Source organism: Streptococcus sp. A23 (genome assembly GCF_043674155.1).
In the GTDB taxonomy this organism is placed as follows: domain Bacteria; phylum Bacillota; class Bacilli; order Lactobacillales; family Streptococcaceae; genus Streptococcus; species Streptococcus suis_V.
Window position 1 is genome coordinate 1 of the sequence record NZ_JBIMJP010000014.1, and the last position, 26,342, is coordinate 26,342.

22 protein-coding genes are annotated in these 26,342 nt (G+C 44.5%); 13 read left to right on the top strand and 9 right to left on the bottom strand.

The genetic code is table 11. The annotated features are described in order from the left end of the window. Window positions 1-271 precede the first annotated feature (271 nt). The 9 genes from rpsD (at window position 272) to nrdI (ending at window position 9,318) form a co-directional block, all read left to right on the top strand. Window positions 272-883, top strand: coding sequence for a 30S ribosomal protein S4 (gene rpsD / locus ACHBIE_RS08230; RefSeq protein WP_002938227.1), 612 nt, complete (start codon window positions 272-274; stop codon window positions 881-883). A gap of 60 nt (window positions 884-943) precedes the next feature. Continuing rightward, complete coding sequence (locus tag ACHBIE_RS08235) at window positions 944-1,399, top strand: thioredoxin domain-containing protein (protein ID WP_105122425.1); 456 nt, start codon at window positions 944-946, stop codon at window positions 1,397-1,399. Window positions 1,400-1,547: 148 nt separating this feature from the next. Then, window positions 1,548-3,083, top strand: a complete 1,536-nt coding sequence (locus ACHBIE_RS08240; protein ID WP_105122424.1) for a flavocytochrome c — start codon at window positions 1,548-1,550, stop codon at window positions 3,081-3,083. A gap of 73 nt (window positions 3,084-3,156) precedes the next feature. Next, a complete protein-coding gene (locus tag ACHBIE_RS08245; protein ID WP_394733137.1) occupies window positions 3,157-4,506 on the top strand; it encodes a metallophosphoesterase in 1,350 nt (449 codons plus the stop codon). A 138-nt stretch (window positions 4,507-4,644) separates the two neighbouring features. Further along, on the top strand, window positions 4,645-5,556 hold the full coding sequence (locus ACHBIE_RS08250; RefSeq protein WP_125266286.1) for an aldo/keto reductase family oxidoreductase: 912 nt from the start codon (window positions 4,645-4,647) through the stop codon (window positions 5,554-5,556). Window positions 5,557-5,564: 8 nt separating this feature from the next. Beyond that, window positions 5,565-6,017: a GNAT family N-acetyltransferase gene (locus ACHBIE_RS08255; protein WP_125266287.1), complete on the top strand. Its 453-nt coding sequence runs from the start codon at window positions 5,565-5,567 to the stop codon at window positions 6,015-6,017. A gap of 95 nt (window positions 6,018-6,112) precedes the next feature. Then, window positions 6,113-7,864 carry an aspartate--tRNA ligase gene (gene aspS / locus ACHBIE_RS08260; protein WP_394733138.1) on the top strand — a complete coding sequence of 584 codons (1,752 nt, stop codon included), beginning with the start codon at window positions 6,113-6,115 and terminating at the stop codon, window positions 7,862-7,864. Further along, a complete protein-coding gene (locus ACHBIE_RS08265; RefSeq protein ID WP_105122419.1) occupies window positions 7,851-8,789 on the top strand; it encodes a YitT family protein in 939 nt (312 codons plus the stop codon). The genes aspS and ACHBIE_RS08265 overlap by 14 nt, the downstream gene beginning before the upstream one ends. Before the next feature lie 76 nt (window positions 8,790-8,865). Further along, window positions 8,866-9,318 (top strand): class Ib ribonucleoside-diphosphate reductase assembly flavoprotein NrdI, encoded by a 453-nt coding sequence (gene nrdI, locus ACHBIE_RS08270; RefSeq protein ID WP_105122418.1) that lies wholly within the window; start codon window positions 8,866-8,868, stop codon window positions 9,316-9,318. Window positions 9,319-9,466: 148 nt separating this feature from the next. Here the strand turns inward: nrdI and pulA are convergent, their stop codons facing one another. The 6 genes from pulA to ACHBIE_RS08300 all read right to left on the bottom strand — a co-directional run bounded on the left by pulA (window position 9,467) and on the right by ACHBIE_RS08300 (window position 16,961). Continuing rightward, the gene (pulA, locus tag ACHBIE_RS08275; protein ID WP_105122417.1) at window positions 9,467-11,518 is read right to left on the bottom strand and encodes a type I pullulanase; all 2,052 of its coding nucleotides are present in this window, start codon (window positions 11,516-11,518) and stop codon (window positions 9,467-9,469) included. Window positions 11,519-11,541: 23 nt separating this feature from the next. Further along, entirely contained in the window at window positions 11,542-12,525 is a 984-nt protein-coding gene (locus ACHBIE_RS08280; protein ID WP_394733139.1) for a LacI family DNA-binding transcriptional regulator, read from the bottom strand. A 9-nt stretch (window positions 12,526-12,534) separates the two neighbouring features. Then, window positions 12,535-13,317 carry a hypothetical protein gene (locus tag ACHBIE_RS08285; RefSeq protein ID WP_105122415.1) on the bottom strand — a complete coding sequence of 261 codons (783 nt, stop codon included), beginning with the start codon at window positions 13,315-13,317 and terminating at the stop codon, window positions 12,535-12,537. A 118-nt stretch (window positions 13,318-13,435) separates the two neighbouring features. After that, the gene (locus ACHBIE_RS08290; protein ID WP_105110256.1) at window positions 13,436-14,275 is read right to left on the bottom strand and encodes a sugar ABC transporter permease; all 840 of its coding nucleotides are present in this window, start codon (window positions 14,273-14,275) and stop codon (window positions 13,436-13,438) included. A 1-nt stretch (window position 14,276) separates the two neighbouring features. After that, on the bottom strand, window positions 14,277-15,566 hold the full coding sequence (locus ACHBIE_RS08295) for a sugar ABC transporter permease (RefSeq protein WP_105122414.1): 1,290 nt from the start codon (window positions 15,564-15,566) through the stop codon (window positions 14,277-14,279). 138 nt (window positions 15,567-15,704) lie between these two features. Beyond that, window positions 15,705-16,961 carry an extracellular solute-binding protein gene (locus tag ACHBIE_RS08300; protein WP_105110255.1) on the bottom strand — a complete coding sequence of 419 codons (1,257 nt, stop codon included), beginning with the start codon at window positions 16,959-16,961 and terminating at the stop codon, window positions 15,705-15,707. A gap of 323 nt (window positions 16,962-17,284) precedes the next feature. Between ACHBIE_RS08300 and malQ the strand changes: the two genes are divergently transcribed. Continuing rightward, window positions 17,285-18,814, top strand: a complete 1,530-nt coding sequence (gene malQ, locus ACHBIE_RS08305) for a 4-alpha-glucanotransferase (RefSeq protein WP_394733140.1) — start codon at window positions 17,285-17,287, stop codon at window positions 18,812-18,814. A gap of 39 nt (window positions 18,815-18,853) precedes the next feature. Here malQ and ACHBIE_RS08310 read toward each other — a convergent pair whose 3' ends face one another. Continuing rightward, entirely contained in the window at window positions 18,854-19,036 is a 183-nt protein-coding gene (locus ACHBIE_RS08310) for a hypothetical protein (protein ID WP_125266291.1), read from the bottom strand. 89 nt (window positions 19,037-19,125) lie between these two features. Between ACHBIE_RS08310 and ACHBIE_RS08315 the strand changes: the two genes are divergently transcribed. Continuing rightward, entirely contained in the window at window positions 19,126-19,644 is a 519-nt protein-coding gene (locus tag ACHBIE_RS08315; RefSeq protein ID WP_105110245.1) for a hypothetical protein, read from the top strand. A gap of 46 nt (window positions 19,645-19,690) precedes the next feature. On the opposite strand, the gene ACHBIE_RS08320 is transcribed toward ACHBIE_RS08315, so the two are convergent. Together ACHBIE_RS08320 and argS are read right to left on the bottom strand one after the other, a co-directional pair. Beyond that, window positions 19,691-21,103 (bottom strand): SH3 domain-containing protein, encoded by a 1,413-nt coding sequence (locus ACHBIE_RS08320; RefSeq protein WP_125266292.1) that lies wholly within the window; start codon window positions 21,101-21,103, stop codon window positions 19,691-19,693. Window positions 21,104-21,554: 451 nt separating this feature from the next. After that, window positions 21,555-23,243: an arginine--tRNA ligase gene (gene argS, locus ACHBIE_RS08325; protein ID WP_105110243.1), complete on the bottom strand. Its 1,689-nt coding sequence runs from the start codon at window positions 23,241-23,243 to the stop codon at window positions 21,555-21,557. 103 nt (window positions 23,244-23,346) lie between these two features. Between argS and argR the strand changes: the two genes are divergently transcribed. Continuing rightward, window positions 23,347-23,787, top strand: a complete 441-nt coding sequence (argR, locus tag ACHBIE_RS08330; protein WP_105110242.1) for an arginine repressor — start codon at window positions 23,347-23,349, stop codon at window positions 23,785-23,787. A gap of 13 nt (window positions 23,788-23,800) precedes the next feature. Next, window positions 23,801-26,341: a DNA mismatch repair protein MutS gene (mutS, locus tag ACHBIE_RS08335; RefSeq protein WP_394733141.1), complete on the top strand. Its 2,541-nt coding sequence runs from the start codon at window positions 23,801-23,803 to the stop codon at window positions 26,339-26,341. Window position 26,342: the final 1 nt, after the last annotated feature.

A 26,342-nucleotide genomic window follows, 5' to 3' on the forward strand; every position in this document is an offset into this window, starting at 1 on the left:
CCTAACTCTATTATACTACTTTACATATGAAAAAGCCGTTAGAAATACAATTCTAACGACTTTGTCTTCAGTCTGAAGGCTTTACAGAGCCTTTTTTTTGTGTTATACTATTCTTTGTGCGAAATAACAGCAGGGCAAAATGAAGCTCGTCAACAGAAGGTCAGCAAGAAGAGTAATCGTTGCTGTTTCGATGAAGACCTCCTGCACGAATCAGGTTTGCCTAAGACGTTATTTCCTACAATATATTTATTTTATTGAGGAGGACATAACTATGTCACGTTATACAGGACCATCTTGGAAACAAGCTCGTCGTCTTGGCTTGTCATTGACAGGTACAGGTAAAGAATTGGCACGTCGTAACTACGTACCAGGTCAACACGGACCAAACAACCGTTCTAAATTATCAGAATACGGTTTGCAATTGGCTGAGAAACAAAAATTGCGTTTCTCTTACGGTTTGGGTGAAAAACAATTCCGTAACTTGTTCGTACAAGCTACTAAAATCAAACAAGGTACCCTTGGTTTCAACTTCATGCTTCTTTTGGAGCGTCGTTTGGATAACGTAGTTTACCGTCTTGGTTTGGCAACTACTCGTCGTCAAGCACGTCAATTCGTAAACCACGGTCACATCCTTGTTGACGGCAAACGCGTTGATATCCCTTCATACCGTGTTGAAGTTGGTCAAGTTATCTCAGTTCGGGAGAAGTCAATCAAAGTTCCAGCTATCTTGGAAGCAGTTGAAGCTACTCTTGGCCGTCCTGCTTTCGTATCATTCGATGCTGAAAAGCTTGAAGGTTCATTGACTCGCTTGCCAGAGCGCGACGAAATCAACCCAGAAATCAACGAAGCACTTGTCGTAGAATTCTACAACAAAATGCTCTAAGATATTCTATATCTTCAAAGCCCTGTTTATGGGCTTTTTGTGTATGTTTAGGAGGTTCTTATGTGGCGTAAGTATCTTGTCGCTGTCTTGCTGGCAGTCCTGGGGCTTGCTACTATCTGGTTCTTCGTTGGTCAAATTAGTCAACCAGCTGTAGCTGAGTCTGATTATGCAAAGGCAGTAAAAGATTTTCAGGAAATTAGTATTGAGGATTTGGAAGAGAAATTAGGGACGGATGAAGACTTTATTCTCTATATTGGTCGCGAGACTTGTCCTTATTGTCGTGCCTTTGTTCCAAAATTGCATCAGGCTGCTAAGGAAACGGAGATTCCAGTCCTTTACATTGATAGTGAGGAGGATCCAACTGGAAAATTGGAGCTTTTCCGTCAGGCCAGTGGGATTAAAACAGTTCCAAGTCTGACCTATTTTAAGGACGGTAAACTGTCCGCCTTTCTTCAAAAAGGTAGCCAGGCCACTGAAGAAGAAATCACACAATTTCTGCAATTGCTCTCAGAATAAGTATAATGCGCAGGCTATCTAGCTTGTGCATTTTATTTCATGTAAATCAAAAATCATTTCAAAATTTTGTGAAAAATATCTCAAAAATAATTGAAAACTCTTTCACAAAATGGTATAATGTGAATATCATAACAAATCGGAGGAGTTTATGAAAAAGAAAACTTTGTTAGGCTTGCTTTTTAGCCTAGTTGCAGTTCTATTTCTAGTCGCATGTGGTGGTAAGGCTGAGAAAACAGTTACATCTACCTCTTCTTCAAGCACAACAGAATCATCTTCAAAAGAAGAAGCTGTTTCAGGTGCGTCACAACGTGAATACACGGACCCATCCGAATTGAAAGACAGCTATGATGTTGTCGTAGTTGGTTCCGGTGGTGCAGGTATGGCATCAGCAATCGCTGCTAAACAAGCAGGTGCGACAGTTACCGTTCTTGAAAAAATGCCAATTATCGGCGGGAACACGTCTAAGTCATCTGGTGGTATGAATGCCTCAGAAACTAAGTTCCAAAAGGAGCAAAATATTCCTGATACCAACGACCTCTTCTACGAAGAAAGTCTTAAAGGTGGTAAGGGAACAAACAACCCTGAATTGCTGCGTTACATGGTAGATAATTCAGCAGAAGCTATTGATTGGTTGGATAGCATTGGTATCACACTTAGTGACGTTACCTTCTCTGGTGGTTTCTCTCAACCTCGTATCCACCGTCCAGCGGATGGTTCAGCAGTTGGTGGCTACCTTGTCAATGGTCTTTACAATAACTTGATGGAAAATGAGATTCCAATCTTTGTCAATGCGGATGTGACTGAAATCACTGAAAAAGATGGCGCGGTTTCAGGTGTCAAAGTGAAAGTTGCTGGCGAAGAAAAAACAATTGCTGCTAAGGCTGTTGTCGATGCGGCTGGTGGTTTTGGTGCTAATATGGACATGATCACCAAGGAAAAACCTGAATTGGACGGTTATGTAACAACCAACCATGAAGGTGCAACTGGTGACGGTATTGCCCTCGCTCAAAAATTGGGTGCAGCAACTGTCCAAATGGACCAAATCCAAATTCACCCAACTGTATACCAAGAAGAAGGTCAGGATCCATTCCTTGTATCGGAAGCAATCCGTGGGGAAGGTGCGATCCTTGTCAACAAGGAAGGAAACCGTTTCTACAATGAAATGGAAACACGTGATAACGTTTCTGCAGCTATCAATGCTTTGCCAGAAAAACACGCCTTCATCGTCTTTGGACAAGATCTTCGTGAGCATTCTAAATCAATCGATACTTATGAAGAGCGTGGTATGACAGTTAAGGCTGACACAATCGAAGATTTGGCAAAAGAAATCGGTATTCCAGCTGAAAACTTGAAAGCAACTATTGAAAAATGGAATGGCTATGTGGCCGCCAAAGACGATACAGAATTTGGTCGTAAAACAGCTATGGACCGTGATATTGCCAAAGGTCCATTCTATGCGATTAAGATTGCACCAGGGATCCACCATACAATGGGCGGTCTTAAAATCAATACCAATACAGAAGTATTGAAGGAAGATGGTTCAGCAATTCCTGGTCTTTATGCGGCAGGTGAGGTTACTGGTGGCGTACACGGTAACAACCGTATGGGTGGTAATGCCGTTGCGGACATAGTAGTCTTCGGTCGCCAAGCAGGTACAAAAGCTGCTGAATTTGCGAAAAAATAATCAATGATATAACGGAAAGGGTTCTTCGGAGCCTTTTCTTGTTGTCTACTTTTATCAATGATATACTGGAGTTATGAAGAAAAAAGTTATCCCAATTGTTTTATTGCTTAGCCTGATTTTGGTTTGGCGTCTTTCTTTTCATCAATCGGTCGCTGCCTATCCAAGCGTTACCTTGACCAAGGAGGATCAAATTTGGATTATCAGTGATCTCCATTATCTGTCACCAACTTTATTTGATTCAGGAGAGGCTTTCTCCTATATCGAAAAGACGGCTGCTGGTAAGGAGCTCCGCTATGGAAAAGAGCGGATGGATGCTCTTTTGGAGCAGGTCAAACGGGATAAGCCCAAGCATTTGCTGGTCAGTGGAGATTTGACCCTCAATGGTGAAAAGCAGAGCATGCTGGAGTTGGCGGAGTATTTTGGGAAGATGGAGAAAGCTGGTACCCAGGTGCAGGTGATACCCGGAAATCATGATATAGCCAGTGGCTGGGCGCGCGCCTTTAAGGGAGACCAGCAGGAAGTGGTTGCTCAGGTTTCCCATAAGGATTTTGCGGAGATTTTTGCAGATTTTGGTTATAATCAAGCGGCCAATCGCGATGCCCATTCTCTTAGTTATTTGAGCAAGGTTTCTTCTAATCTGTGGTTTATCATGTTGGATTCCAATATCTACAGCGATGGGATGGGAAAAGGAGGTCCAAAGACCAATGGTCGGATTAAGAAGGAGACGCTAGACTGGATGGAGGAGCAGTTGCAGGCGGCTGAAGAGGCTGGTGTGCAGGCCCTTCCAGTTGTTCACCACAATGTCCTTCGGCAGCACCACATACTGTCCAAAGGCTATACTCTGGATAATGCGATAGATGTCAAGCGGCTATTGGATCGCTATGGGGTTCAATTTGGTTTTTCTGGCCATACGCATGCCCAGAACATTGTTTCAGAGGACCTTGGAAAGACCACTTATACTGAGGTGGTGAACGGAGCCTTTTCAGTCTATCCTGCTGTAATAGGTCAGGTGACTGTGGATAAGTCTGGCTTAGATTATCAAAAAGGGCAATTGGATACGGCTTTTTGGGCAAAAAATGCTCAGCCTACAAATCCAGATTTGCGTGAATTAACAGCTCATATGCAGTCTGTTTTTGACAATAGTAGCGACATTATGGTCCACCGGATGATGCACGATGAGGGTTGGTACTCTACGGAGGTTGCGGAGAGCATTTCTCGGTTTATGGTACCAGTCAATCGCGCTTACTTTTCTGGTGAAAAGATTGACCAGAATTGGTTGGCAAAGGATGTTTATTCTAGCCAGGCTTATAAGGAGCTAAGCAAGGTCAATCCTAAGAGTTTCCTTTATGATTATGCCGAACATATCTTTTTACGAAGTCAAGAAAGGGATGTGGAGAAGTTTTTTATGGAAATGAAACCCTAGTTTTCCACAGAAAATGTCATTTTTACACAAGTTTTCCACAGTTTGTGCAAAACTCGTTCATAGATTTTCAAAACCCGGCATTTGTCGGGTTTTTGTGCTATAATGGGAATAGAAAAACGTTTTCAAAAGGAGTATCCAATGCAAGAATTAGGACAAACAGGTTTACAGGTATCACGGATTGCTTTGGGCTGTATGCGCATGGTAGCCCTGTCAGATCAGGAAGCTAGTCGGGTCTTAGAGACCAGTCTGGAAGAGAGAATAAACTTTTTCGATCACGCCGATATTTATGGTGGCGGTCAATCGGAAATCCGCTTTGCCTCTGCCATGAAGGAGCTGGGTATCAGGCGCGAGGACATCATTCTCCAGTCCAAATGCGGTATCCGCAAGGGCTATTTTGATTTTTCAAAAGACTATATTTTGCAGTCGGTTGATGGGATTTTAGAGCGCTTGGATACGGACTATCTGGATGTGCTATGTTTGCACCGACCGGATGCTTTGATGGAGGCAGAGGAGGTAGCTGAAGCCTTCTATTTGCTAGAAAAAGCCGGTAAGGTTCGCCATTTTGGCGTCAGCAACCAGAATATTTACCAGATGGAACTGCTCCAGTCCTATTTGGATAAGCCCTTGGCTGTAAATCAACTCCAGTTGTCGCCTGCCCATACGCCTTTGATTGATGCGGGTCTCCATGTCAATATGAAAGATGATGTGGCTACGATGCGGGATGGTGGACTGATTGATTATTGCCAGCTCAAAAAAGTCACTATTCAGGCTTGGTCCCCCTTCTTGATTGACTTACAAAAGGGGATTTTTGCTAACCATCCAGACTATACAGAGCTCAATCGCACCCTTGAGGAAATAGCAGAGCGCTACCATGTTTCACATGAAACAATTGTCGTAGCTTGGATACTGCGGCATCCTGCGAAGATTCAGACCATTGCCGGTTCTATGAATGTAGATCGTTTGAAACGGATTGCTCAGGCCAACAAGTTTGAACTGACTCGTCCGGAATGGTACGATATTTACAAGAGTGCAGGCAATTTCTTGCCTTAGGAGGGGATATGAATTGGGAAATCAAGGCCTTTGACCAATTAAGTTTACAGGAGCTTTACAGCATCTTGACACTGCGAACGGATGTCTTTGTTGTAGAACAAGCTTGTCCCTATCCTGAAGTTGATGGAAAGGATCCAAACTGTCTTCATCTTTTGGGAACTGATGAAGGAGATTTAGTAGCTTACTTGAGAATCTTGCCGGCTGGTCTAAGTTATGATGAAGTTTCCATCGGTCGTGTGGTCATCCAGCCAAGTCATCGTGGCAAAGGTTTAGGTCGCCCAATGATGGAGCAGGCAATTCACTATATTACAAACGAATGGAAAGAAAGTCAGATTAAAATCGGTGCCCAAGCCTATTTGGAAAAATTCTATCAATCGCTTGGCTTCGAACCTATTTCTGAAGTATATTTGGAGGATGATATCCCACATTTGGATATGTTATACCGTAAACCAGTCAACTAGGGGCTGGTTTTTCGATTTTTCTCAGCAATTTCCCCCAAAAATGAGCCATTTTATGGTAGAATGAATAGGTATAAAATCAGTAAAAGAGGAAGAAAATGAAACGTTCTATGTATGCTGGACGTGTTCGTAAGGAGCATGTCGGACAGGAAATTACTTTGAAAGGTTGGGTCGGCCGCCGTCGTGACTTGGGTGGTTTGATTTTCATTGACTTACGTGACCGCGAAGGTATTATGCAATTGGTGATTAATCCTGAGTCAGTTGATACGGAATTGATGGCAAAAGCAGAGGGACTTCGCTCTGAATTTGTTATTGAGGTGACAGGAACAGTTGTGGAGCGTGAGCAAGCTAATGACAATATCCCAACAGGAGCTGTTGAACTACAAGTATCCGGTTTGACAGTGTTGAACACGGCCAAGACGACTCCATTTGAAATCAAGGACGGGATTGAAGCTAGTGATGATACCCGCCTTCGTTACCGTTATTTGGATCTTCGTCGTCCAGAAATGCTCAACAACTTCAAATTGCGTGCAGCCGTAACCCACAGCATTCGTAACTACCTAGACGAGCTTGAATTTATCGATGTGGAAACACCAATGTTGACCAAGTCAACGCCAGAAGGTGCGCGTGACTACTTGGTGCCATCTCGTGTATCAAAAGGTCATTTCTATGCCCTTCCGCAAAGTCCGCAGATTACTAAGCAGCTCTTGATGAATGCAGGTTTTGACCGCTACTACCAAATCGTTAAGTGTTTCCGTGATGAAGACTTGCGTGGGGACCGTCAACCTGAGTTTACACAGGTGGATTTGGAAACCTCATTCTTGAATGAAGTTGAGATCCAAGACGTAGTAGAGGGTTTGATTGCCAAGGTCTTGAAAGATACCAAAGGAATCGATGTGACCTTGCCCTTCCCACGTATGTCCTATGACCATGCGATGAACTTCTATGGTTCTGACAAACCAGATACTCGTTTTGAGATGCTTTTGCAAGACTTGACAGAGGTTGTCAAGGAAGTTGACTTCAAAGTCTTCTCAGAAGCACCAGTTGTCAAAGCCATTGTGGTCAAGGGTGTGGCGGATAGCTACTCACGTAAAGACATTGATAAATTGACAGAATACGCTAAACAATTTGGTGCCAAAGGTCTTGCTTGGGTTAAAGTAGACAAGGGAGAATTAACGGGCCCAGTTGCTAAGTTCTTGACAGACATTACAGCAAACTTGACAGCAAGTTTACAACTTGAAGACAAGGACCTAGTTCTCTTTGTGGCAGATGAATTGGAAGTTGCCAACAATACCTTGGGTGCCTTGCGTAATCGCTTGGCTAAAGAGCAGGGATTGATTGACGAAAGCAAGCTCAACTTCCTCTGGATTGTGGATTGGCCAATGTTTGAGTGGTCTGAAGAAGAAGGTCGCTACATGAGTGCCCACCACCCATTCACCTTGCCTACAGAAGAAACGGCTCATCATTTGGATGGTGATTTGGCACAGGTGCGTGCAGTTGCCTACGATATTGTCTTGAATGGTTATGAGTTGGGCGGCGGTAGCCTTCGTATCAACCAAAAAGACATGCAAGAACGGATGTTCAAGGCTCTTGGTTTCTCAGCTGAGGATGCCCATGAGCAGTTTGGTTTCTTGCTCGAAGCTATGGACTACGGTTTCCCACCACACGGTGGCTTGGCTATCGGTTTGGACCGTTTTGTCATGCTCTTGGCAGGTGAGGACAATATCCGTGAAGTAATTGCCTTTCCGAAGAATAACAAGGCATCAGATCCGATGACACAGGCACCAAGTACGGTTGCATCAGCTCAATTAGAGGAATTGGCTTTAGATATTACACTTGAAAATGAATAAATTTTTCAGAAAACAGCGTGTTCTTTTCTTAAGAAAGGCCAGAAAGAATAAATTTTGGTCAGTTATTTCGGGGATTTCTCGAGAAAAATATGCAGAACGGATATCGGGGTCCATTATTTATGGACTCCTATCTAGTATTGCGGTGAATTTTTTCTTTCGACCAGGGAATGTCTATTCTTCGGGAGTGACAGGTATAGCTCAGATAGTTTCTGCTTTAGCTGCTTCTTATGCAGATTGGAATGTACCTATGGCTGCGGTATATTATGCCCTCAATATTCCCTTGCTCATTTTGGCCTGGTATAAAATTGGCTACAAGTTTACAATTTTTACCTTTATCACCGTATCTCTTAGCTCCTTGTTTATCCAGTTTATGCCTCCAGTTACCTTGACGACAGACCCCTTAGTTAACGCCATTTTTGGTGGACTGATGCTCGGTACAGGAATTGGTTTTGCCCTCAGGAATAATGTGTCCAGTGGTGGTACGGATATTGTTTCCATTATCATTCGTCAAAGGACGGGACGGCAAGTTGGTTCCATTTCTTTGATTGTTAATATCCTGATTATGCTGATTGCGGGGATGACATTTGGTTGGAAATACGCTCTTTATTCGATGGTGGCACTTTTTATTTCCAGTCGTATGACAGATGCTATTTTTGTCAAGCAGAAGCGAATGCAGGCTATGATTATTACCAATCAGCCTGAGCGGGTTATCAAACAAATTCACAAAAAACTCAATCGTGGAGTGACCATCATCAATGGTGCGGAGGGTGCCTACAATCATGAGCAAAAGACTGTTCTAATTGTCATAATCACTCGTGCTGAGTTTAGTGAATTTAAGCAAATTATGAAAAAGGCAGATTCTCAGGCTTTTGTATCCGTAGCGGATAATGTCAATATAATTGGTCGGTTTGTGGAAAGTGACTAATTGACAAAAAACTACATATAGGAGTACAATAGTATTTGTATTCTATATGTAGTGTTTTTCTTCGGAGAGGAGACTTATGAAACCAACCGTTTACCTAGTTTATATTAGCCTGAGTGGCAATACGGAGAGTTTTGTCAAACGCCTGAAAGACTTTTTCCAGTTCCAGACCGATTGGCAGGTGGAGACTGTTCATGTCAAAGACCTGGTCAAGCAGGATATTCCTTTCTATCAGCTAGATGCACCCTTTGTCACCTTTTTACCAACCTACTTAGAAGGTGGAAATGGAGTGGACAATGGAGATGTGGAGATTTTGACCAATCCTCTTGGAGATTTCATTGCTTTTGAGAACAATGCAGAGCTCTGTCTGGGTGTTGTTGGTTCGGGCAATCGAAATTTCAACAACCAATATTGTCTGACTGCTAAGCAATATTCTGAGCGCTTTGGATTCCCTGTTATTGATACCTTTGAACTTCGAGGTATGCAGAATGATATTGAGAGAATTGGTCGGAAAATCATAGACTTAATGTAAGATGAACAACCCAGTCAAGAACTGGGTTGCTTTATATCATGCAAAAAACTCACCAGCATAAGCTGATGAGTTCTAAGGAGATATGAAAAATATTTAGGATTGACTATAGTATACTCTAGGGGGGCAGTTCAGACATCGGTCTAAAGTCCTATTTAGTTTCCAAAATACAAATGCTTTGTCCAGCAAGGGTGATTTGTTGGGCTTTATTATCGTCAACGGGTGGGAAGCTGAAACGAATGGTTCGTTCTTCTTCATTTTCAAAAACAAAATCGCTATCCGCAAAGTTGATAATAAACTGGATAGTCTTGTCGCCATTTGTGACTTGATAGCGGAGGACATACTCAGTCAACCAGTAGAAGTCACAGGTTTCTTGGATGGTTTCATAGCTGTTCTGGCTGAGAATTGGATTGTCCTTCCGGAAGGCAATTAACTCTTGAATAAATTGAATATGTTCCTTATAACGAATTGCCCGTGTCCAATCTAGGCGATTGATTCTATCCGGAATATTGTAGCTATTATCAATCTCATCTTTGGTACGGAAGAATTCTTGTCCGCTATGGATAAAGGCCATCCCTTGAGAAATGAGGACCAATTGTAGACCAAAGCTAGCAGCTCGTTTTTGTTGCTGAGGTGTCCAGTCTGGATGTTCAATATGGAAGTAGTCAAAGGCAGTCGCATTGTCATGACACTCGATGTAGTTCAGTGACTGTTGCGGTGTGATGAAGTGGCTGTAGCGGCTTCCCGTCAGGAGGTGTTGCACTTTTTCGTGTAGTTGTTTGTCAACTAGACGGGTAGGGTTGAGCAATAGTTTCTTAAAGGTATCACGATAGTCATCGTTGAAGAAACTCACTTCTGGGAGCTGGTCTGCATTGTACTGGTGGGCCAGTTTTTCATAGTCTAGACCAGTTGCCATCTTCCACCCTTCGCCATAGAGATAGATATTTGGATGAATGGCTAACAATTCTTCTTGGATTTGGTTGATGGTTTGGATGTCCAAAATGCCCATCAAGTCGAAACGGAAGCCATCAAAACCATAGATACTAGTCCATTGGCGGAGGGATTGCTTGATGTAGTTTCGGACCATGCTGCGTTCGCTAGCGACATCGTTGCCGCAGAAGGTACCATCCGTCCGCATACCATGCTCGTTGTAACGGTAGAAATAACCAGGGACAATTAGCTCGAATGCGTATTTCTCAGCATGATAAACATGGTTGTAAACAACGTCCATATTGACGGAAATATCGGCATCGTGATAGGCTTGGATAGCTTCTTGGAGTTCTAGAATGCGGGCATAGGGATCATCTGGTAGGCTGGAGAAGGAGCCTTCTGGCAGGTTGTACTGCATAGGGTCGTAACCCCAGTTATAAACAGCTTGGGGTTTGTTTTCATCTACGCTACCAAAATCGTAAACAGGAAGAAGCTGAATATGGGTAACGCCCAGATTTTTGATATAGTCCATTCCCAGTTTCATACCGTCCAAGACAGGTGATTCGGTCAGACCGAGGAATTGACTACGGTGTTTGAAGCCAGCTTCTGTCTGCCAAGAGAAGTCGCGGACACTCATTTCATAGACAATAGCTTGAGAAATCGGTCGTTGGGTCTTGGCGCGACGAACCTTATGAAGTTTATTTGGGTTGATGACATAGCTATCGCCAGAGTTTGCCTTGGATGAAAGGGCGTAGGGGTCATGAACAGAAATCCACTCGCCATTGACTTTGTGGAGATAGTGGTAGCTTTGACTGTCCAAGTCACCCTCTACTGTGACCTGCCAGACACCTTTTGAACCCTTTTTCATAGCATATGGTGTCCCCTCAAGGACTAAAAATACCTGCTTGGAGATAGGTGCCCAGAGTTTGAAACTTGTGGACTGAGGGCTATAAGTTGTCCCCAAATCACTGCCATCATAGGTATAGTTTTGTTCGAAAATAGCAGAGCGGACAATATGACCATAGCCTAGCTCTGTTTTATTGCGGTCTTGGTCGTAAATGGCATAGTCCTTGTCCAAATTTAAGGCGTGTAGACTGGTCAGATAGTAGAGAACTAGGTTTTCTACCTCTAGACAGGAATGAATGAAAAGTTGAGATGTGGCATCGTCGGACTCGAGGGAAAAACTCATGTGCTCGGTATCAAATCGTTTTTCCATAACCAAGCGAATAGTAGCTACATCATCTAGAAATGCTTGAAATTGTCGTAATGCCATGAGCCGAACGGCTCCTTTCTAAGTTAAAGTTCAGTAATCGTATGCGGAATGACACGACGGTAGCAAACCTGCTTGTCTTCCTTATTGTCGCTGATGATTTGGTGCAGGGTATTGAAGGCCACGCGTCCCAGCTTGATGGCGTGGACATCGACATAGACTTCAATATCCAATTTTGGTTTGACAGAGTCAAAGGAGATGATAGGGAGTTTTGTACCGACTTCGTTGAGGTATTTGACAATCCCTTCTGCCACCATGGTATCGGTTGTGACGATAGCATCAATATCTTGTTTGAGTAATTTTTTTGAAATCTTGTAGGAACTGTCTTCCAATAGGAAACCAGACACAAACTTGACCTTGTTTTCATCAAGAGGGATATTATGAGATTTGAGGGCGTTTTTATAGCCAGTATAGCGGTCTTGGGAAACGACTAATTCCCTGTTCCCAGCGACAAAGGCAATATTCTTGTAGCCCTTATTGATAAAGTAATTGGTCGCTTCAAATCCAGCCTGGATATTGTCATTGTCGACTAGGGAGATAAATGGAGAATCTGCCTTACCGAGAATGAGGAAGGGAAACTTATGCTGAATGGCTAACTGGACCAGTGGGTCATCTGGCTTGGAATAAAGGAAAATTAGACCATCAACTCGTTTTCCGTAGACCATCTGAGAAATAGCTTCCAATCGCTGCTCTTCATTTTTTCCCGTAGAAATTTGAATCGCATAATTGTGGTCAGCAGCCACCTGTGAAATGCCACGCAGGGCTGTTGGGAAGAAAGGGTTTTGGTAGAAGATATCAGAATCTTCAGGAAGTATCAAGCCAATCACTTGTGTGTAGCTGGAAACCAGACTACGAGCATTGAGATTTGGGTGGTAGTTAAGGTCCGCCATAGCCTTTCTAACTAGGTCTTTGGTTTTTTGACTAATAGAAGAGCTGTTTTGGATGACGCGGGTCACCGTAGACGGCGACACACCAGCCAGTTTGGCTACGTCCTTGATGGTTGCACGCATAGGAACCTCCTAAAGTTGATTACGGAATTTTGTTTTGAAAAATACCCACAAGAGACAGAGGACAAAGAGGATATTTTGAATGGTTAAGATAGTTGTTACAGGCTGACCAAAGAGTCCAATCAAGCAGGCAATCAGACTTGGCACACCCAGGCAATTCAGGGCGAAGTTATAGCACTCCTTGAAGGTTTCAAAGTGGAAGAAACGAGATTTCTTGGTCAGATAGAGAAAGAGACTGGCCCCCAAGAGGATAAAGAGTAGATTGGCTGCCAAGATAAAGCTTGATACCAGGCTGATACCCAGCCCAATCAAAGCCTTGTTTGCCTGGTACCAATTTTTAGAGATGGCCTTGGTTAGCTTTTCCTTACTAGAAAAATCATCGGCGGTCATGCCAGTGTAACCCAGCTCAGCCAAGGTATCGCTGCCCTTGCGAATGGTCAGCATGTCCTGGCCAAATTGATAGGAAAAATCCGAGCTCTGGCTGACTTGATTGCCAAAGGTGATTTGGTCTGAAATGCCCTGTCCTGTGTAGGTCAATTGATTGTTTTCCAGCTGGCTATGTTGCTGTAAATCCTCGACCACCTGGTCTGTCAGTGGTGCATAAACACCCTCGACAAAATTGTCCAAAGGATAGCTTTCTAGACTCAAGGTCTGTAAGGAAGTCGGCAGGACCAAGAGGGCCACCAAAAAGACGGTGGTAAAGAGACGCTGCCAGAGAGTCAGCAAGCGACGGTTATCAAACATTTTCCGAGCAGAGAAAATACTGGAAAAATAAGAAAATGGATAAGGCAGCATGGAGTGTCCTTTCTAGGAAGAAGTGTCTATGGTTGAGTCTGTATCTGAACAGCCTTGGTTTCTCGATCAAGTCAAGGCAAAGGATATGACCGAAAAAGGGAAAAGGTGGGATAAGGTACTACCCCTTATCACCACCGCTAGTTAAACCAGATACAAAGTTCTTTTGTAGGAAGAAGAATAGAATACTGATTGGGAGGGCGATGAGAACAGCCCCTGCTGCAAAATAGGCAACCTTGAGGTTTTTCACATCTGAGATGAAGGTTTGCAGACCAACGGCAACAGTATAGAATTCTTTTTCACGAAGCAAGAATTTGGAGAGGATGTAATCTCCAAATGGTCCCATGAAGGCCCAGAGTGCTTGTACGGCAATCATTGGGCGTACCAATGGCAGAACGATTTGCCAGAAACGTCTGAAGTGACCAGCACCGTCCAGTTTTGCAGATTCATCCAGAGAGATTGGCACTGTATCGAAGTAGCCTTTCATGAGCCAAGCGTTCATCGGGATACCACCACCAACATAGAGAAAGATGAGGAACCAGCTTTGGTTGAGTGCATTGAGCATGAGGGCCATAACGAAGAAGGCTGTAAGGGCAGCCATGGTTGGCACCATTTGAATAATCAGGAAGAAGACCAAACTCTGCTTACGAGCGATGAAATTATAGCGACTGTAAGCGTATCCCGCTAGTACCACTATACTGGTTTGGATAAGCATTGTCAAAACCGCGATAATCAGCGTGTTGAGGTACCAGGTACCGTAGAGAGTTTCGGTAAAGAGTCCCTTGAAATTGTCCAAGGTAAGTGCTATCGGTTCTAACTTGAAGGCTACCACGTTCCCTGACTTAAAGGCAGACATAATGGTAATCAAGAGAGGATAGATGATAATAATAGACAGGGCAATCAGATAGAGATAGGTCAGGGTTTGCCCTAGTTTGCGTTTGAAACTTACTGACATTTTCATCTTATACATCCTCCATTTCAAAAGCATTTAATTTCTTGAAGGCAATCATGGAAATACTGATGACAATCATGGAAATAATCAAGGTTACGGCAGCCGCCATTGAGTATTGTGGAGCTGTACCTGTGGTCAATTTGTAAATCCAAGAAATCAAGATATCGGTTGAACCAGCACCGCCACCGACACTACCAGGACCACCATTGTTAAAGAGATAGATGATCGAGAAGTTGTTGAAGTTGAAGGTGTACTGACTGATCAGAGTAGGAGCAGCCACTGCCAAGATCATTGGCAAGGTAATGCTACGGAATTTTTGAATGGCACTTGCACCATCAATGTAGGCAGCCTCGTACAAATCGTTTGGAATAGATTGCAAAATACCCAAGGTCAAGACATAGATATAAGGGAAACCAAGCCAGGCCTGCATCATGATCAGGGCTACTTTTGTCCAAAACGGATCGGTCTTCCACGGAATCAGGAAATTATCGATAAATGGCAAGAATTTGCTGAGGAAAGGCAAGACCTGAGTGTTGATAGCGCCGACACTATCGTTGAACATGTTACTGAAGGTCAAGATAGTCACAAAGGCAGGTACTGCCCAAGGGAGCAAGAAGATAACACCGAAGATGCGTTTGCCCTTGATAAATGGCTGGTTGGCAACGATAGCCGTAAAGATACCAATGACAATCTGTGCTGTTGATGCTGCCAGAGCCCAGATAATGGTCCAACCAAGGACAGAACCGAAGGCGGCACGGAAGGTGCTGAGTTTCCAAATATTGCTAAAGTTGGTAAAGCCAATCCAGTCTAGAAGAGCACCTGGTGGCAGGTGTTGGAAGTCGTAGTTGGTAAAGGCGATGAAAAGAGTCACCACAACCGGGAAGATGATAGCAAAGGTCATGGCAATGTAAGACGGAATAATCAAGAGATAGGGGAAACCATTCTCATAGATGCCTTTGATCATGTCCTGCAGGCTTGTCGCTACTGGTAGACCAGCATTCCAGCGTTTGGCTGTAGAGTGGGCATCCTTTAGGTTTAGGGCGTAGAAAGCAAGATAGACAACTGTAATGATGAGGTGGAAGGAACCACGGATCAACATGAAGAGGGAGTTGTCACGGCCGCGTTGGCTACCAAGGGTAATCAAGTTTCCAATTTCTCCACCTGCTATTGCAATGAAGTAGACTAGAAAAGCGGCAGTTACACCCAGGAAGATGTAGCCTTTGGCTTTCTGCTTGTTGTAAATCTGTCCCAGTCCAGGAAGGAGGGACATCAGGAGGGCTTTGGTTGGGTTTTGTTTCATATCATAGTCTCCTTAGGTGTTATGGTTATTTGACAGAAGAACCGAGTGCTTCAGTCCTTTTGTGAAACAACCATTACTGGTTATTTCTAACAAAAAAGTGGGGCTAGGCCGCTTGCCCAGCCCTACTTCTATGGTTGATTAGTTGCTGTATTTTTGAGCGATTGTATCTTCAATCAATTTCACAGCGTCAGTTGCAGCTGTTTTAGCGTCTTTTGCACCGCTTGCTGCTTCGAAGAGCATGTTAGCAGCTGGTTCCCAAACTGTGCTCATTTCTGAGATGTTTGGCATTGGTTGAGCTGATGCGAATTGGTTGATAACCGCTGTAGTCAACTCATCGTTTTTGCCAACTGCGTATTCACGAGCTTCTGTGTTAGCAGGAATTTCGTTGGTTGCATCGTAGAAGGCTTTTTGTTGGTCAGTTGATGTCAAGAAATCAACGAGTTTTTGTGCCAATTCAGGGTTTTTAGAACCTGAAGGAACGATCCAAGCTTTACCACCACCGAATGCAGTGTACTGTTTGCCGTCAGCAAGAGTTGGGATAGTTGCTACACCGTAATTGAGGCCTGCGTCTTTGTAAGATGCTGCTTTCCAAGGACCTTCGATGATTGCTGCTGCCTTACCGTCTGTGAATTGTGTGTTGATCAAGTTATTAGCAGCTGAACTGTCTTGGAGACCTTGAGGCCATTTTTCATACCAAGTTTTAGCGTATTCAATCGCCTTGATAGCACCGTCGTTAGCCAAACCGATGTCTTTTGGATCCGTACCGTTAGCACCAAATACATAACCGCCGTAACCGCCAAGCAAACCGTAAGTGTAGTAGAAGTTTGTCCAGTCAGCTAGGAAGGCAGTTGTTTTACCATCTTCCCCTTCAAAAGCGTACTTGCTGTCTTCTGCCAATTTTTCAAGATCCGCAAAGGTTTTTGGAGCTTCTGACAAGAGGTCTTTGTTATAGTAAAGAACCAATGTCTCGATAACAGCTGGTGATCCGTAAACCTTACCACCGTTGCTTACAAGTGCTTTAGTCGTATCGTCTGTCTTGCTAGTGTCAGCCAATGTCAACTCAGACAATTGACCTTCTGAACCAAGGCTACCTACGCGGTCGTATGGTGCCATCATGACGTCTGGAGCCGAACCAGATTGGTTGTCCAATGAAAGGTTGTCAAGACCTGTGAGGGCATCACCTGTTTTAACTGTAACGGTTACACCATTTTCTTCTTCAAAGGCAGCTTTGGCTTCGTTAATGTAGCTTTCGTACTGACCTTCAACGTAGATGGTCAATTCTTTTCCTGCTTCAGCAGAATCAGATGAGCTTGACGAGCTTGAATTTGAACAAGCAGCCAAAACAGCAGTTGATGCAGCGAGAAGAGCAACGCTCTTGAGCAAATTGAGTTTCATATTATTCCCTCCAAGAATAAAGTTTTGATGTTATCGCTTGCTTGTGCAAACGATTTCCTAACGTGAATTAATTATACACCATTATAAAAACGTTTGCAAGCGTTTTTATAAAAATTTTTAAAATTTTTTTCTGCTAATGAATTCAGCACAGAAAAAGTCTTTTATTATCACTCTTTAGAGTTCGAAGCTAGTGATTTATTGAGCAAATTTTCATAGGAATTTTTGAAAGAACTTGATTTGTTACCGTTTACATAGTATAATAGATGGAAAGCAATCGTTTGCGCCCTGACGCAGATAACCATTCATTAATAAAGGAGAAAAATATGAAAGTGAGACAAAGTGGAGTACTCATGCACATTTCATCATTGCCAGGTGCCTATGGCATCGGCTCCATGGGGAAATCAGCCTATGAATTTGTAGACTTTTTGGTACGAGCCAAGCAACGTTACTGGCAGATTTTGCCATTGGGAACCACCAGTTACGGTGATTCTCCCTATCAATCATTTTCAGCCTTTGCAGGGAATACGCACTTTATTGACTTGGACCTACTGATTGAAGAGGGCTGGTTGACAGAGAAAGATGTGCAGGGTATTGACTTTGGTCAGAGTGCAAAAGAAGTAGATTATGCCAAAGTTTTTACTGCCCGCCGTCCAATTTTGGAGCAGGTTGTTGCCAATATGAAAGAGGCAGGTCTGCCACAAGACTATTGGAATTTCTTGGGTGAAAATGATTTTTGGATCCATACTTTTGCAGAATATATGGCTATCAAGGAGCATTTTGACAACAAGTCCTGGATTGATTGGGAGGATCAGGGAGCACGTTTGCGCTACTATGATACCTTGGAATACTACCGTCATCTCTTGGTGGAGCGCATCGATTACCACCGCATCACCCAGTATTTATTCTTTAAGCAGTGGCAGGCTTTGAAGGCTTATGCCAATGCCAAAGGAATTGAGTTTGTTGGGGATATGCCCATTTATATCTCGGCAGATTCTGCTGATATGTGGGCCAATCCACATTTCTTTAAGACGGACGAAGAAGGGAAACCGAGCGTAGTTGCGGGTTGTCCACCAGATGCCTTTTCAGAAATCGGTCAGCTTTGGGGCAATCCGATTTACGATTGGGAGGCCATGAAAGCAGATGGTTTTACTTGGTGGGTTGCTCGTCTGCGCGAATCCTTTAAAATCTACGATATGGTCCGCATCGACCACTTTATCGGCTTTGCCTCTTTCTGGGAAATTCCTGCGGGTGAAGAAACGGCTGTCAACGGCTATCGTGTTGAGGCGCCGGGCTTTGAATTGTTCGATACCATAAAACGCGAGCTGGGCGATTTGAATATCATCGCGGAAGATTTGGGCTCTGTCACAGATAAGGTGATTCAATTACGCGATTGGACTGGTTTCCCGGGCATGAAGGTCATCCAATTTGCCTTCGATCCAAACAGAGACAGCATTGAAATGCCTCATAATCATACCAATAATGTGGTTGCCTACACAGGAACACATGATAATGATACGATTATGGGCTGGTATGAGAAGGATACGACGGCTGAGACGCGGGCCTTTTTGGACAAATACAGCAACCGAAGAGAGGATGAAACGATTACACATGCCCTCTTCCGCTTGCTCTATGGTTCACCAGCCTTTATGGCCGTTGTGACCATGCAGGATTTGCTGGGGCTGGATAGCTCGGCACGGATGAATTTGCCCAATACGCTAGGTAGAAACTGGACTTGGCGCATGGAAGGAGGTCAGTTGACCGATGCCATTGAGGCTGAATTGCTGGATTTGACAGAAATCTACCGTCGGGTCAATGTGGCTTTGGTGAGTCCAAAAGATAGTGAAGAAGACTAAAAAGAACTCCTCTGGGTTTGCTCAGAGGAGTTAATATTTTCATTTATTTTTCCGTACATAGATCCAGTAGCTGACCCAGTAATAAATCAGGTAGAGCAGCCAGGCTAGAACCGTAAGAGCCAGTAGGCTGTTCAGGACCTTGGAGACGCTTGGGAGAAGCCAGTTTATCAGCAAAGTTGTTACAAAAATCGCTATCCCTGCATAGGTCGGTAGTTTTTTCATCTCAAAGCCCTCCTTTGTGATTATTATATCAAAATCATATTGACAAAACAAATATAAGCGTGTAATATAATGTAAAAAGGAGTATTCTTATGAAAAGACCAATTCATCTCTATATTTTTGTAGCTCTATCAGCTATTGCCAGTCTCTTGCGGGTCTACAATGCATTTTTCTCACATTATAATGAGGAAGCCATGCTTCAACTGGTGCAAAGTGCTCCAAGTATAGACGAAAACTTCCTCATCTATACCAAGGAGGCTATCGGTTTCCAAACAAATCTTATCAATAAGGTTCTGGCAGCGCTTTTGCTGTTGACCGTAGTAGCAACAATCGTCTTCCTCTTCATGAAAAAGAACGAGCAGGCCTCCTTTACCTATCTCGGTTATGTCTTTGGAGCCTTGTTATTTAACACCTACGCCTTTATTGGTGGTAAGGGCTTAGTCTCTATCTTCACGGATGAATTGACCCGCCAAGGAACATCTGCAACCTTGATGGGAGGCTATATTGTCAATATTGTCTTGTTTGCTATCTATTTTGGTGTGACTGTATTTTTCCATTTGCGTAAGCCCAAGGAAAAGCCAAATGCAGCAACCAATGCAACCGACATCTAATAATTAGAAAATGCACAGCTGATGTAGCGTGTGCATTTTTTGTTGCTTAAGGTAGGGCAATGTAGCGACGAGCACCAGAATAGGATAAGTAGCTCAACCACTGCTTGCCTTCTGCCTGGACGATTCGGTCATAGTTGACGCTTTGACCGACGTTATAGTAGGCTAGAATTGAAGCTGATAAACTAGCTTGATTTCGAATGGCCAATCGGTTCTTGAAGGTATAGGTGCCCGACGAAGGTAGGGCCGGTGTGCTTGGGCTGGTTGGTGCAGGTTTTGGAGTAGGTGTGGTCGTAGTAGTAGCGGTTGTTGTCAATTTTTTAATCGGTATATAGCGACGATTTCCAGCAAAGCTGAGGTAGCTAATCCACTGGTAGCCGTCTGCTTCCAAGACACGGTCGTAGTTAACGCTTTGCCCTGCTTGATAGTTTGCCAAGGTTGGACTAGCTATTTTTGCCTCAGCCTTGATGGCGGTTTGGGCGGTGAAAGTGTAGGTTCCGCTTGGAGCTAGGTTGGTTGTTGAACTTGCAGGCTTGGTTGGTGTCGTCGAGACCGGTGTAGTGGTAGTCGCTCCAGAATAGCCGGTCAAGTCCTTGAAATGAATATAGCCGCTGACTGAATTTTTATGAATCCAGCGTTTATTGTAACTTTCATTATAGTTAAAATTATATTCTTCAATCTCTACCATATCACCATTGATAGCGGATACCCAGGCCACGTGCATGCTATTCCACCAAGCAACAGAGCCGATGGCAGGGTTCATGTCTACGCGGTAGCCTTCACGTTGGGCGCGGTAACCCCAAACATCGGCATTACCGTAAGCACGCGGTAGGGTAAAGCCGTTTGTAGTACTGAGGCGGAAGGCGACGAAGGATGTGCACTGGCGCGTGTACATTCCCCAAGGGTCGACCTGCCAGCCAATTTTATAGGGATAGTTGTCCCCAAGGGCTGCAGAAGTGGTTGTTGTGCTAGCTGTTCGCATTTGGTTACTTGGAGTGACCGCAGTGCGCGCGGTCCCAGTATTTGTCGTGGTATTGCTTGTCCCAGCTGTTTGCGGGATTGTTATGGTTCTGGCTTGGTTTTTGGAAATGGCAGAGCTACTGCTGGTAGTTGCAGGAGCTACTGCTTGTATCGTACTTGTATTTGTTTGTGGGGTAATCACTTCTTGTGGCTTGGAAATTATTCCTGCATCACTGGTCTTTGTAGCAGTCGTTTGCTGGCTGGCTTGGTTTGTATTGGTAGAAGATGTACTTGTTTCAGTACTTGTTTGACTTGCCTGACTCGTTTGAACTGGGCTACCTGCTTGTGCCGTAGAAGGATTGGTGGTAGAAGCTGTCGTACTAGCCGCAACCAGTTGGGCATTTAGCAGACTGACAGTTGCCAGCAGGACTGAGGCAGCACCGAAAGAATATTTTCGGATAGAAAAGCGTGATGCATGGTGTGTAAGTGATTGTTTTGTCATTCAGACTCCTTTTAAAAATTTTTTATGTGGAAGTTTCGGAGGCAGCCAATCATATTGTTCAGGATTGGGGGTTAGAACCTGTATTCACATCTCGGCATTTGAGCTAATTAAGGTAGCTTACTTGTGACTACAGTTTCTTAGTTCTTTATGAAATTTAGATTTATATTGAATGAACCTCACATTCAGATTCGTTGCATATACTCAATGAAAATCAAAAGTAGCCTAGGAAACGACGCCGAAGGTAGAACTGGAGTTCACCAAGGCAAGTTGACAACGGATAAGATGATTTTCGAAGAGTATTAATCTGGATATGACCTTCATTGAGCATTCGGAGTTGATTGACTGCTCCTCGCCTCCTCACTTACTCTGTTCGCAAGTCGGCTGGAATTTTTCCAAAAAAATTGGGAAAAATAAAAAATCCTTAACCAAAATGGTCAAGGATTGGGATGAATTACATTTTTTCAGGGGCTTGGACACCGAGAAGGCGGAGAGCCTCTTTGAGAACGACACCAGTTGCGTAGGCAAGGGCCAGACGGCTGTCACGTTCTGGGCTTTCGTCCAGGATACGTGTGTGGGCGTAGTATTTGTTGAAGGCTTGAGCCAGATTGATAGCATATTTGGCAATCAAAGATGGGTCAAATTTGTCACCGGCACGTTCAACAACATTTGAGAAGTTTTGGATGTGCTTGATGATATCCCAGCTTTCTGCGTCAGCCAGCTTGTAGTCATTGTCAGCGCTTGGTGTAAAGTCAGCCTTGCGCAGGATAGACTGGATGCGGGCGTATGCGTATTGAACATAAGGACCAGTCTCACCTTCGAAGGATACCATAGCCTCTAGGTCAAAGTCATAGCCGTTGTCGCGGTCGGTTTTGAGGTCGTAGAACTTAACAGCTCCGACACCGACTGCATGCGCGACTTCTTCCTTGTTTTCCAGGTCTGGATTTTTAGCTTCGATTTGAGAAAGGGCGCGTGAGATAGCCTCATCAAGCGTCGGCTCGAGCAGGATAATATTTCCCTTACGAGTAGACAATTTTTTCTTGTCTTTTGTCACCAAGCCGAAGGTGATATGTTTCATATCGTCGCTCCAGTTGAAACCCATTTCCTTGAGAACAGCTTTCAGTTGCTTGAAGTGGTTAATTTGCTCCTGACCAACGACGTAGATGTTTTTCACGAAGTCATAAGTGCGCTTGCGGTACATAGCTGTAGCCATGTCGCGGGTGATATAAAGTGTGGCACCGTCTGTTTTCATAATGAGGGCTGGTGGCAGGTTGTAGCTTTCCAAATCTACAATGCGGGCACCTTTAGACTCATGGAGCAGGCCTTTTTCTTCTAAGATTTGAATTCCTTCATCCATCTTGTCATTGTAGAAGGCTTCACCGTTGAAGCTGTCGAAGGTAACGCCTAGCTTGTCGTAGATGCGGTTAAATTCCACCAAACTTTCGTCGCGGAACCATTGCCACAATTCTTTTGCTTCAGGGTCGCCGTCTTCCAATTTTTTGAACCATTGGCGAGCTTCTTCGTCCAGTTCAGGTTTTTCTTCGGCCTCAGCATTGATACGGACATAGAGTTTGAGCAATTCAGAGATTGGGTCAGCTTCAACCGCTGCCTTGTCGCCCCAGAGTTTGTAAGCAACAATCAGCATACCGAACTGTTTGCCCCAGTCGCCCAGGTGGTTGATACGAATTGGCTTGTAGCCCAGTTTTGCATGGATATTTGCCAGAGCGTCCCCGATAACGGTCGAACGGAGGTGTCCAACAGAGAAGGGTTTTGCGATATTAGGACTAGACATATCGATAGTGACATTGCGGTCTTGACCGATAGTTAGTTGACCGTAGTCTGCCTTTTCGGTGATGACCTGGGTCAGGACATCGTGCGAAATTGCGGCCTTGTCCAAGAAGAAGTTGACATAAGGACCAGTTGCCACGACTTTTTCAAAACCTGCAGTATCCAGCTTTTCAACAATGTCAGCTGCGATGGCTTGTGGTGCCTTGCGCTCAACCTTTGCTAGTGAGAAAGCCGGAAAGGCGATGTCGCCCATTTCGGATGACTTTGGTTTTTCAAGCAGTGCATAAATGGCTTCAACTTCCAAGTTAGGAAGCACAGCAGCCAATTTTTCAGCAATCATTTGTTTATGATTCATATAAATCCCTCCAGGAGTTATTGATTCTATTTTAACATAATTCTAAGTCAATAGTTGTGAAAAATGATATAATATTTATAAATATACATTCAGAGGTAAGATGATGAACAAGCTAGAACGCCATGACTTGATCAAGTCTATGATTCGTCAAGAAAAAATAGGTCGTCAAACAGATATTCAAAGAGGCCTGGAAGAGCAGGGGGTTGTGGTAACGCAGACCACTCTTTCTAGGGATTTGCGAGAGCTGGGAGTTGTGAAAGTGTATGAGGGTGGACGATCCTATTATTCCATGACTGTCGAGGATGACCAGGTCCACTTTGTCCAATTGCTGGCCCAGTATGCCTACAAGGTCGAGCGCGCTAGTTTTATATTGGTACTCCACTCAGACTTGGGTGAAGCAGCCTTGATGGCCAATATTATTGACGCGGAAAAGCCTGCGCCAATCTTGGGAACTATTGCAGGAGCTGATACCCTCTTAGTCATTTGCCGAGACGAGTCAGCGGCCCAGCAGGTAGAGGCAGAGATTAACTCTTATTTAGTATAGAATGTGAGAGACTATGGCAACAGAAAAAATTTCTCCAGGAATGCAGCAGTATCTGGATATTAAGGCACAATATCCAGATGCTTTTTTGCTTTTCCGTATGGGAGACTTTTACGAGTTATTTTATGAAGATGCGGTCGAGGCGGCTCAGATTTTGGAGCTGTCTCTGACTAGTCGCAATAAGAATGCGGACAATCCTATTCCCATGGCCGGTGTGCCTTATCATGCGGCCCAGCAATATATTGACACGTTGGTGGAGCTGGGGCATAAGGTCGCCATTGCTGAGCAGATGGAGGATCCTAAGCAGGCTGTCGGTGTGGTCAAGCGTGAAGTAGTTCAGGTCATCACTCCGGGGACGGTGACGGATTCCTCGAAAATGGGAGCCGATAGTAATTTCTTGGTTGCCATTGAGCGTAGCGGGGCTCATTTTGCTCTGTCTTATATGGACGTGGCAACCGGACAATTTTTCGTGACTAGTTTGGATGATTTTGCTAGTCTCTGCGGAGAAATCCGCAATCTGCGGGCGCGTGAAGTGGTCATCGGCTTTACCCTTTCTGAAGAGGAAGAGCAGGTGTTTGCCAATCAGATGAATCTGCTCCTGTCTTTTGAGGATGAGGTTGCAGATGATGTTCATCTGATTGACCAATCCTTGACGGACTTGGAGAAGGCTGCGGCAGGGAAATTGTTGTCTTATTTGCATAGGACCCAGATGCGAGATTTGGCGCATTTGCAAAAGGTAGTCCACTATGAAATCAAGGATTATTTGCAGATGGATTATGCGACCAAGTCCAGTCTGGACTTGCTTGAAAATGGACGGACAGTCAAGAAGCATGGTAGTCTTTACTGGCTCATGGATGAGACCAAGACGGCTATGGGGATGCGGCTCTTGCGGACTTGGATTGACCGCCCTTTGATTGATCAGGGGCGAATTGAGGCGCGGCAGGCAGTTGTGCAGGTCTTTTTGGATTATTTCTTTGAGCGTAGCGACTTGATTGAGGCGCTGAAAGGGGTCTATGATATTGAGCGCTTGGCCAGCCGAGTATCCTTCGGGAAAACCTTGCCCAAGGATCTCTTGCAACTTTCTCAGACCTTGGGAAATGTGCCGGCTATCAAAAATATCTTGTCGCAGATGGGAGAGCCTGCTCTGGCTAGCTTGGTTCAGGGGCTGGATCCCATCCCAGAACTTCATGCGCTGATTAGCTCTGCTATTGACCCAGAGGCCAATGGACCGATTACCGATGGCAATATCATTAAGACGGGCTTTGATGAAAGGCTGGATCAGTATCGTCTGGTCATGCGTGAGGGGGCGGGCTGGATTGCCGAAGTTGAGTCCAAGGAGCGGACGGCGTCTGGTATAAATAATCTCAAGATTGATTACAACAAAAAAGATGGTTATTATTTCCACGTGACCAATTCTAATTTGGGCAATGTGCCAGCTCATTTTTTCCGTAAGGCGACGCTGAAAAATTCGGAGCGCTATGGGACGGAAGAATTATCCAAAATCGAAGGTCAGATGCTGGAGGCGCGTGACAAATCAGCCAATCTGGAGTACGAGATTTTTATGCGCATCCGTCAAGAAGTGGAGAAATACATCGGTCGCCTGCAGAAATTGGCTCGTACCATTGCGACTATTGATGTCCTGCAGTCTTTTGCGGTTGTGGCGGAGCAAGAGCGCTTGGTTTGTCCGACCTTTACGGAGCATCGCGAATTGACCATTGACCGAGGTCGCCATGCCGTAGTGGAAAAGGTTATGGGTAAGCAGACCTATATTCCCAACTCAATCCATCTGGATGCGGAAACTCACATGCAGCTGATTACGGGGCCCAACATGTCCGGTAAATCGACCTATATGCGCCAGCTAGCTATGATTGTTATCATGGCGCAGATGGGTTCCTATGTGCCGGCTGATCAGGCGGAATTGCCAATTTTTGATGCGATTTTCACTCGGATTGGTGCGGCGGATGATTTGGTCAGTGGGCAGTCGACCTTCATGGTAGAAATGATGGAGGCCAACAAGGCCGTGCGTTTGGCGACAGACCGCTCGCTCATTCTCTTTGACGAGTTGGGGCGTGGGACAGCGACTTACGACGGTATGGCTCTGGCCCAGTCCATTATTGAGTATATCCACGACAAGATTGGTGCTAAGACCTTATTTGCGACCCATTACCATGAATTGACCGAGCTAGGACAGACCTTGGAGCACTTGGAGAATGTCCATGTGTCGACCTTGGAGCAAAATGGTCAGGTGACCTTCCTTCACAAGATTGCGCCAGGTCCTGCCGACAAGTCTTACGGTATCCATGTGGCCAAAATCGCAGGTATGCCAGAAGATTTGCTCAAGCGGGCGGATAATATTTTGCAGCAGTTGGAAAATCATGCGTCGTCCAGTCAGTCTAGTCAGCCAAATCTAGTGAGTGAACCAGCCTCGGGTCAGTTGGATTTGTTTGCAGAAATTAGCAGCCATCCTGTGTTGGATGAATTGCAGGCTCTGGACATCCACAATATGACCCCTATGGAGGTCATGATGGTGGTTGCAGAGTTGAAGAAGAAGCTGTGAG

Excerpts from the sequence above, each read along its gene's own strand:
- ACHBIE_RS08320 (WP_125266292.1), bottom strand. The coding sequence starts at position 21,103 with ATGACAAAACAATCACTTACACACCATGCATCACGCTTTTCTATCCGA.
- ACHBIE_RS08280 (WP_394733139.1), bottom strand. The coding sequence starts at position 12,525 with ATGCGTGCAACCATCAAGGACGTAGCCAAACTGGCTGGTGTGTCGCCG.
- ACHBIE_RS08285 (WP_105122415.1), bottom strand. The coding sequence starts at position 13,317 with ATGCTGCCTTATCCATTTTCTTATTTTTCCAGTATTTTCTCTGCTCGG.
- ACHBIE_RS08255 (WP_125266287.1), top strand. The coding sequence starts at position 5,565 with ATGAATTGGGAAATCAAGGCCTTTGACCAATTAAGTTTACAGGAGCTT.
- ACHBIE_RS08295 (WP_105122414.1), bottom strand. The coding sequence starts at position 15,566 with ATGAAACAAAACCCAACCAAAGCCCTCCTGATGTCCCTCCTTCCTGGA.
- ACHBIE_RS08235 (WP_105122425.1), top strand. The coding sequence starts at position 944 with ATGTGGCGTAAGTATCTTGTCGCTGTCTTGCTGGCAGTCCTGGGGCTT.
- pulA (WP_105122417.1), bottom strand. The coding sequence starts at position 11,518 with ATGGCATTACGACAATTTCAAGCATTTCTAGATGATGTAGCTACTATT.
- nrdI (WP_105122418.1), top strand. The coding sequence starts at position 8,866 with ATGAAACCAACCGTTTACCTAGTTTATATTAGCCTGAGTGGCAATACG.
- aspS (WP_394733138.1), top strand. The coding sequence starts at position 6,113 with ATGAAACGTTCTATGTATGCTGGACGTGTTCGTAAGGAGCATGTCGGA.
- ACHBIE_RS08310 (WP_125266291.1), bottom strand. The coding sequence starts at position 19,036 with ATGAAAAAACTACCGACCTATGCAGGGATAGCGATTTTTGTAACAACT.
- argS (WP_105110243.1), bottom strand. The coding sequence starts at position 23,243 with ATGAATCATAAACAAATGATTGCTGAAAAATTGGCTGCTGTGCTTCCT.
- mutS (WP_394733141.1), top strand. The coding sequence starts at position 23,801 with ATGGCAACAGAAAAAATTTCTCCAGGAATGCAGCAGTATCTGGATATT.
- ACHBIE_RS08245 (WP_394733137.1), top strand. The coding sequence starts at position 3,157 with ATGAAGAAAAAAGTTATCCCAATTGTTTTATTGCTTAGCCTGATTTTG.
- rpsD (WP_002938227.1), top strand. The coding sequence starts at position 272 with ATGTCACGTTATACAGGACCATCTTGGAAACAAGCTCGTCGTCTTGGC.
- malQ (WP_394733140.1), top strand. The coding sequence starts at position 17,285 with ATGAAAGTGAGACAAAGTGGAGTACTCATGCACATTTCATCATTGCCA.
- ACHBIE_RS08290 (WP_105110256.1), bottom strand. The coding sequence starts at position 14,275 with ATGAAAATGTCAGTAAGTTTCAAACGCAAACTAGGGCAAACCCTGACC.
- argR (WP_105110242.1), top strand. The coding sequence starts at position 23,347 with ATGAACAAGCTAGAACGCCATGACTTGATCAAGTCTATGATTCGTCAA.
- ACHBIE_RS08250 (WP_125266286.1), top strand. The coding sequence starts at position 4,645 with ATGCAAGAATTAGGACAAACAGGTTTACAGGTATCACGGATTGCTTTG.
- ACHBIE_RS08315 (WP_105110245.1), top strand. The coding sequence starts at position 19,126 with ATGAAAAGACCAATTCATCTCTATATTTTTGTAGCTCTATCAGCTATT.
- ACHBIE_RS08240 (WP_105122424.1), top strand. The coding sequence starts at position 1,548 with ATGAAAAAGAAAACTTTGTTAGGCTTGCTTTTTAGCCTAGTTGCAGTT.
- ACHBIE_RS08300 (WP_105110255.1), bottom strand. The coding sequence starts at position 16,961 with ATGAAACTCAATTTGCTCAAGAGCGTTGCTCTTCTCGCTGCATCAACT.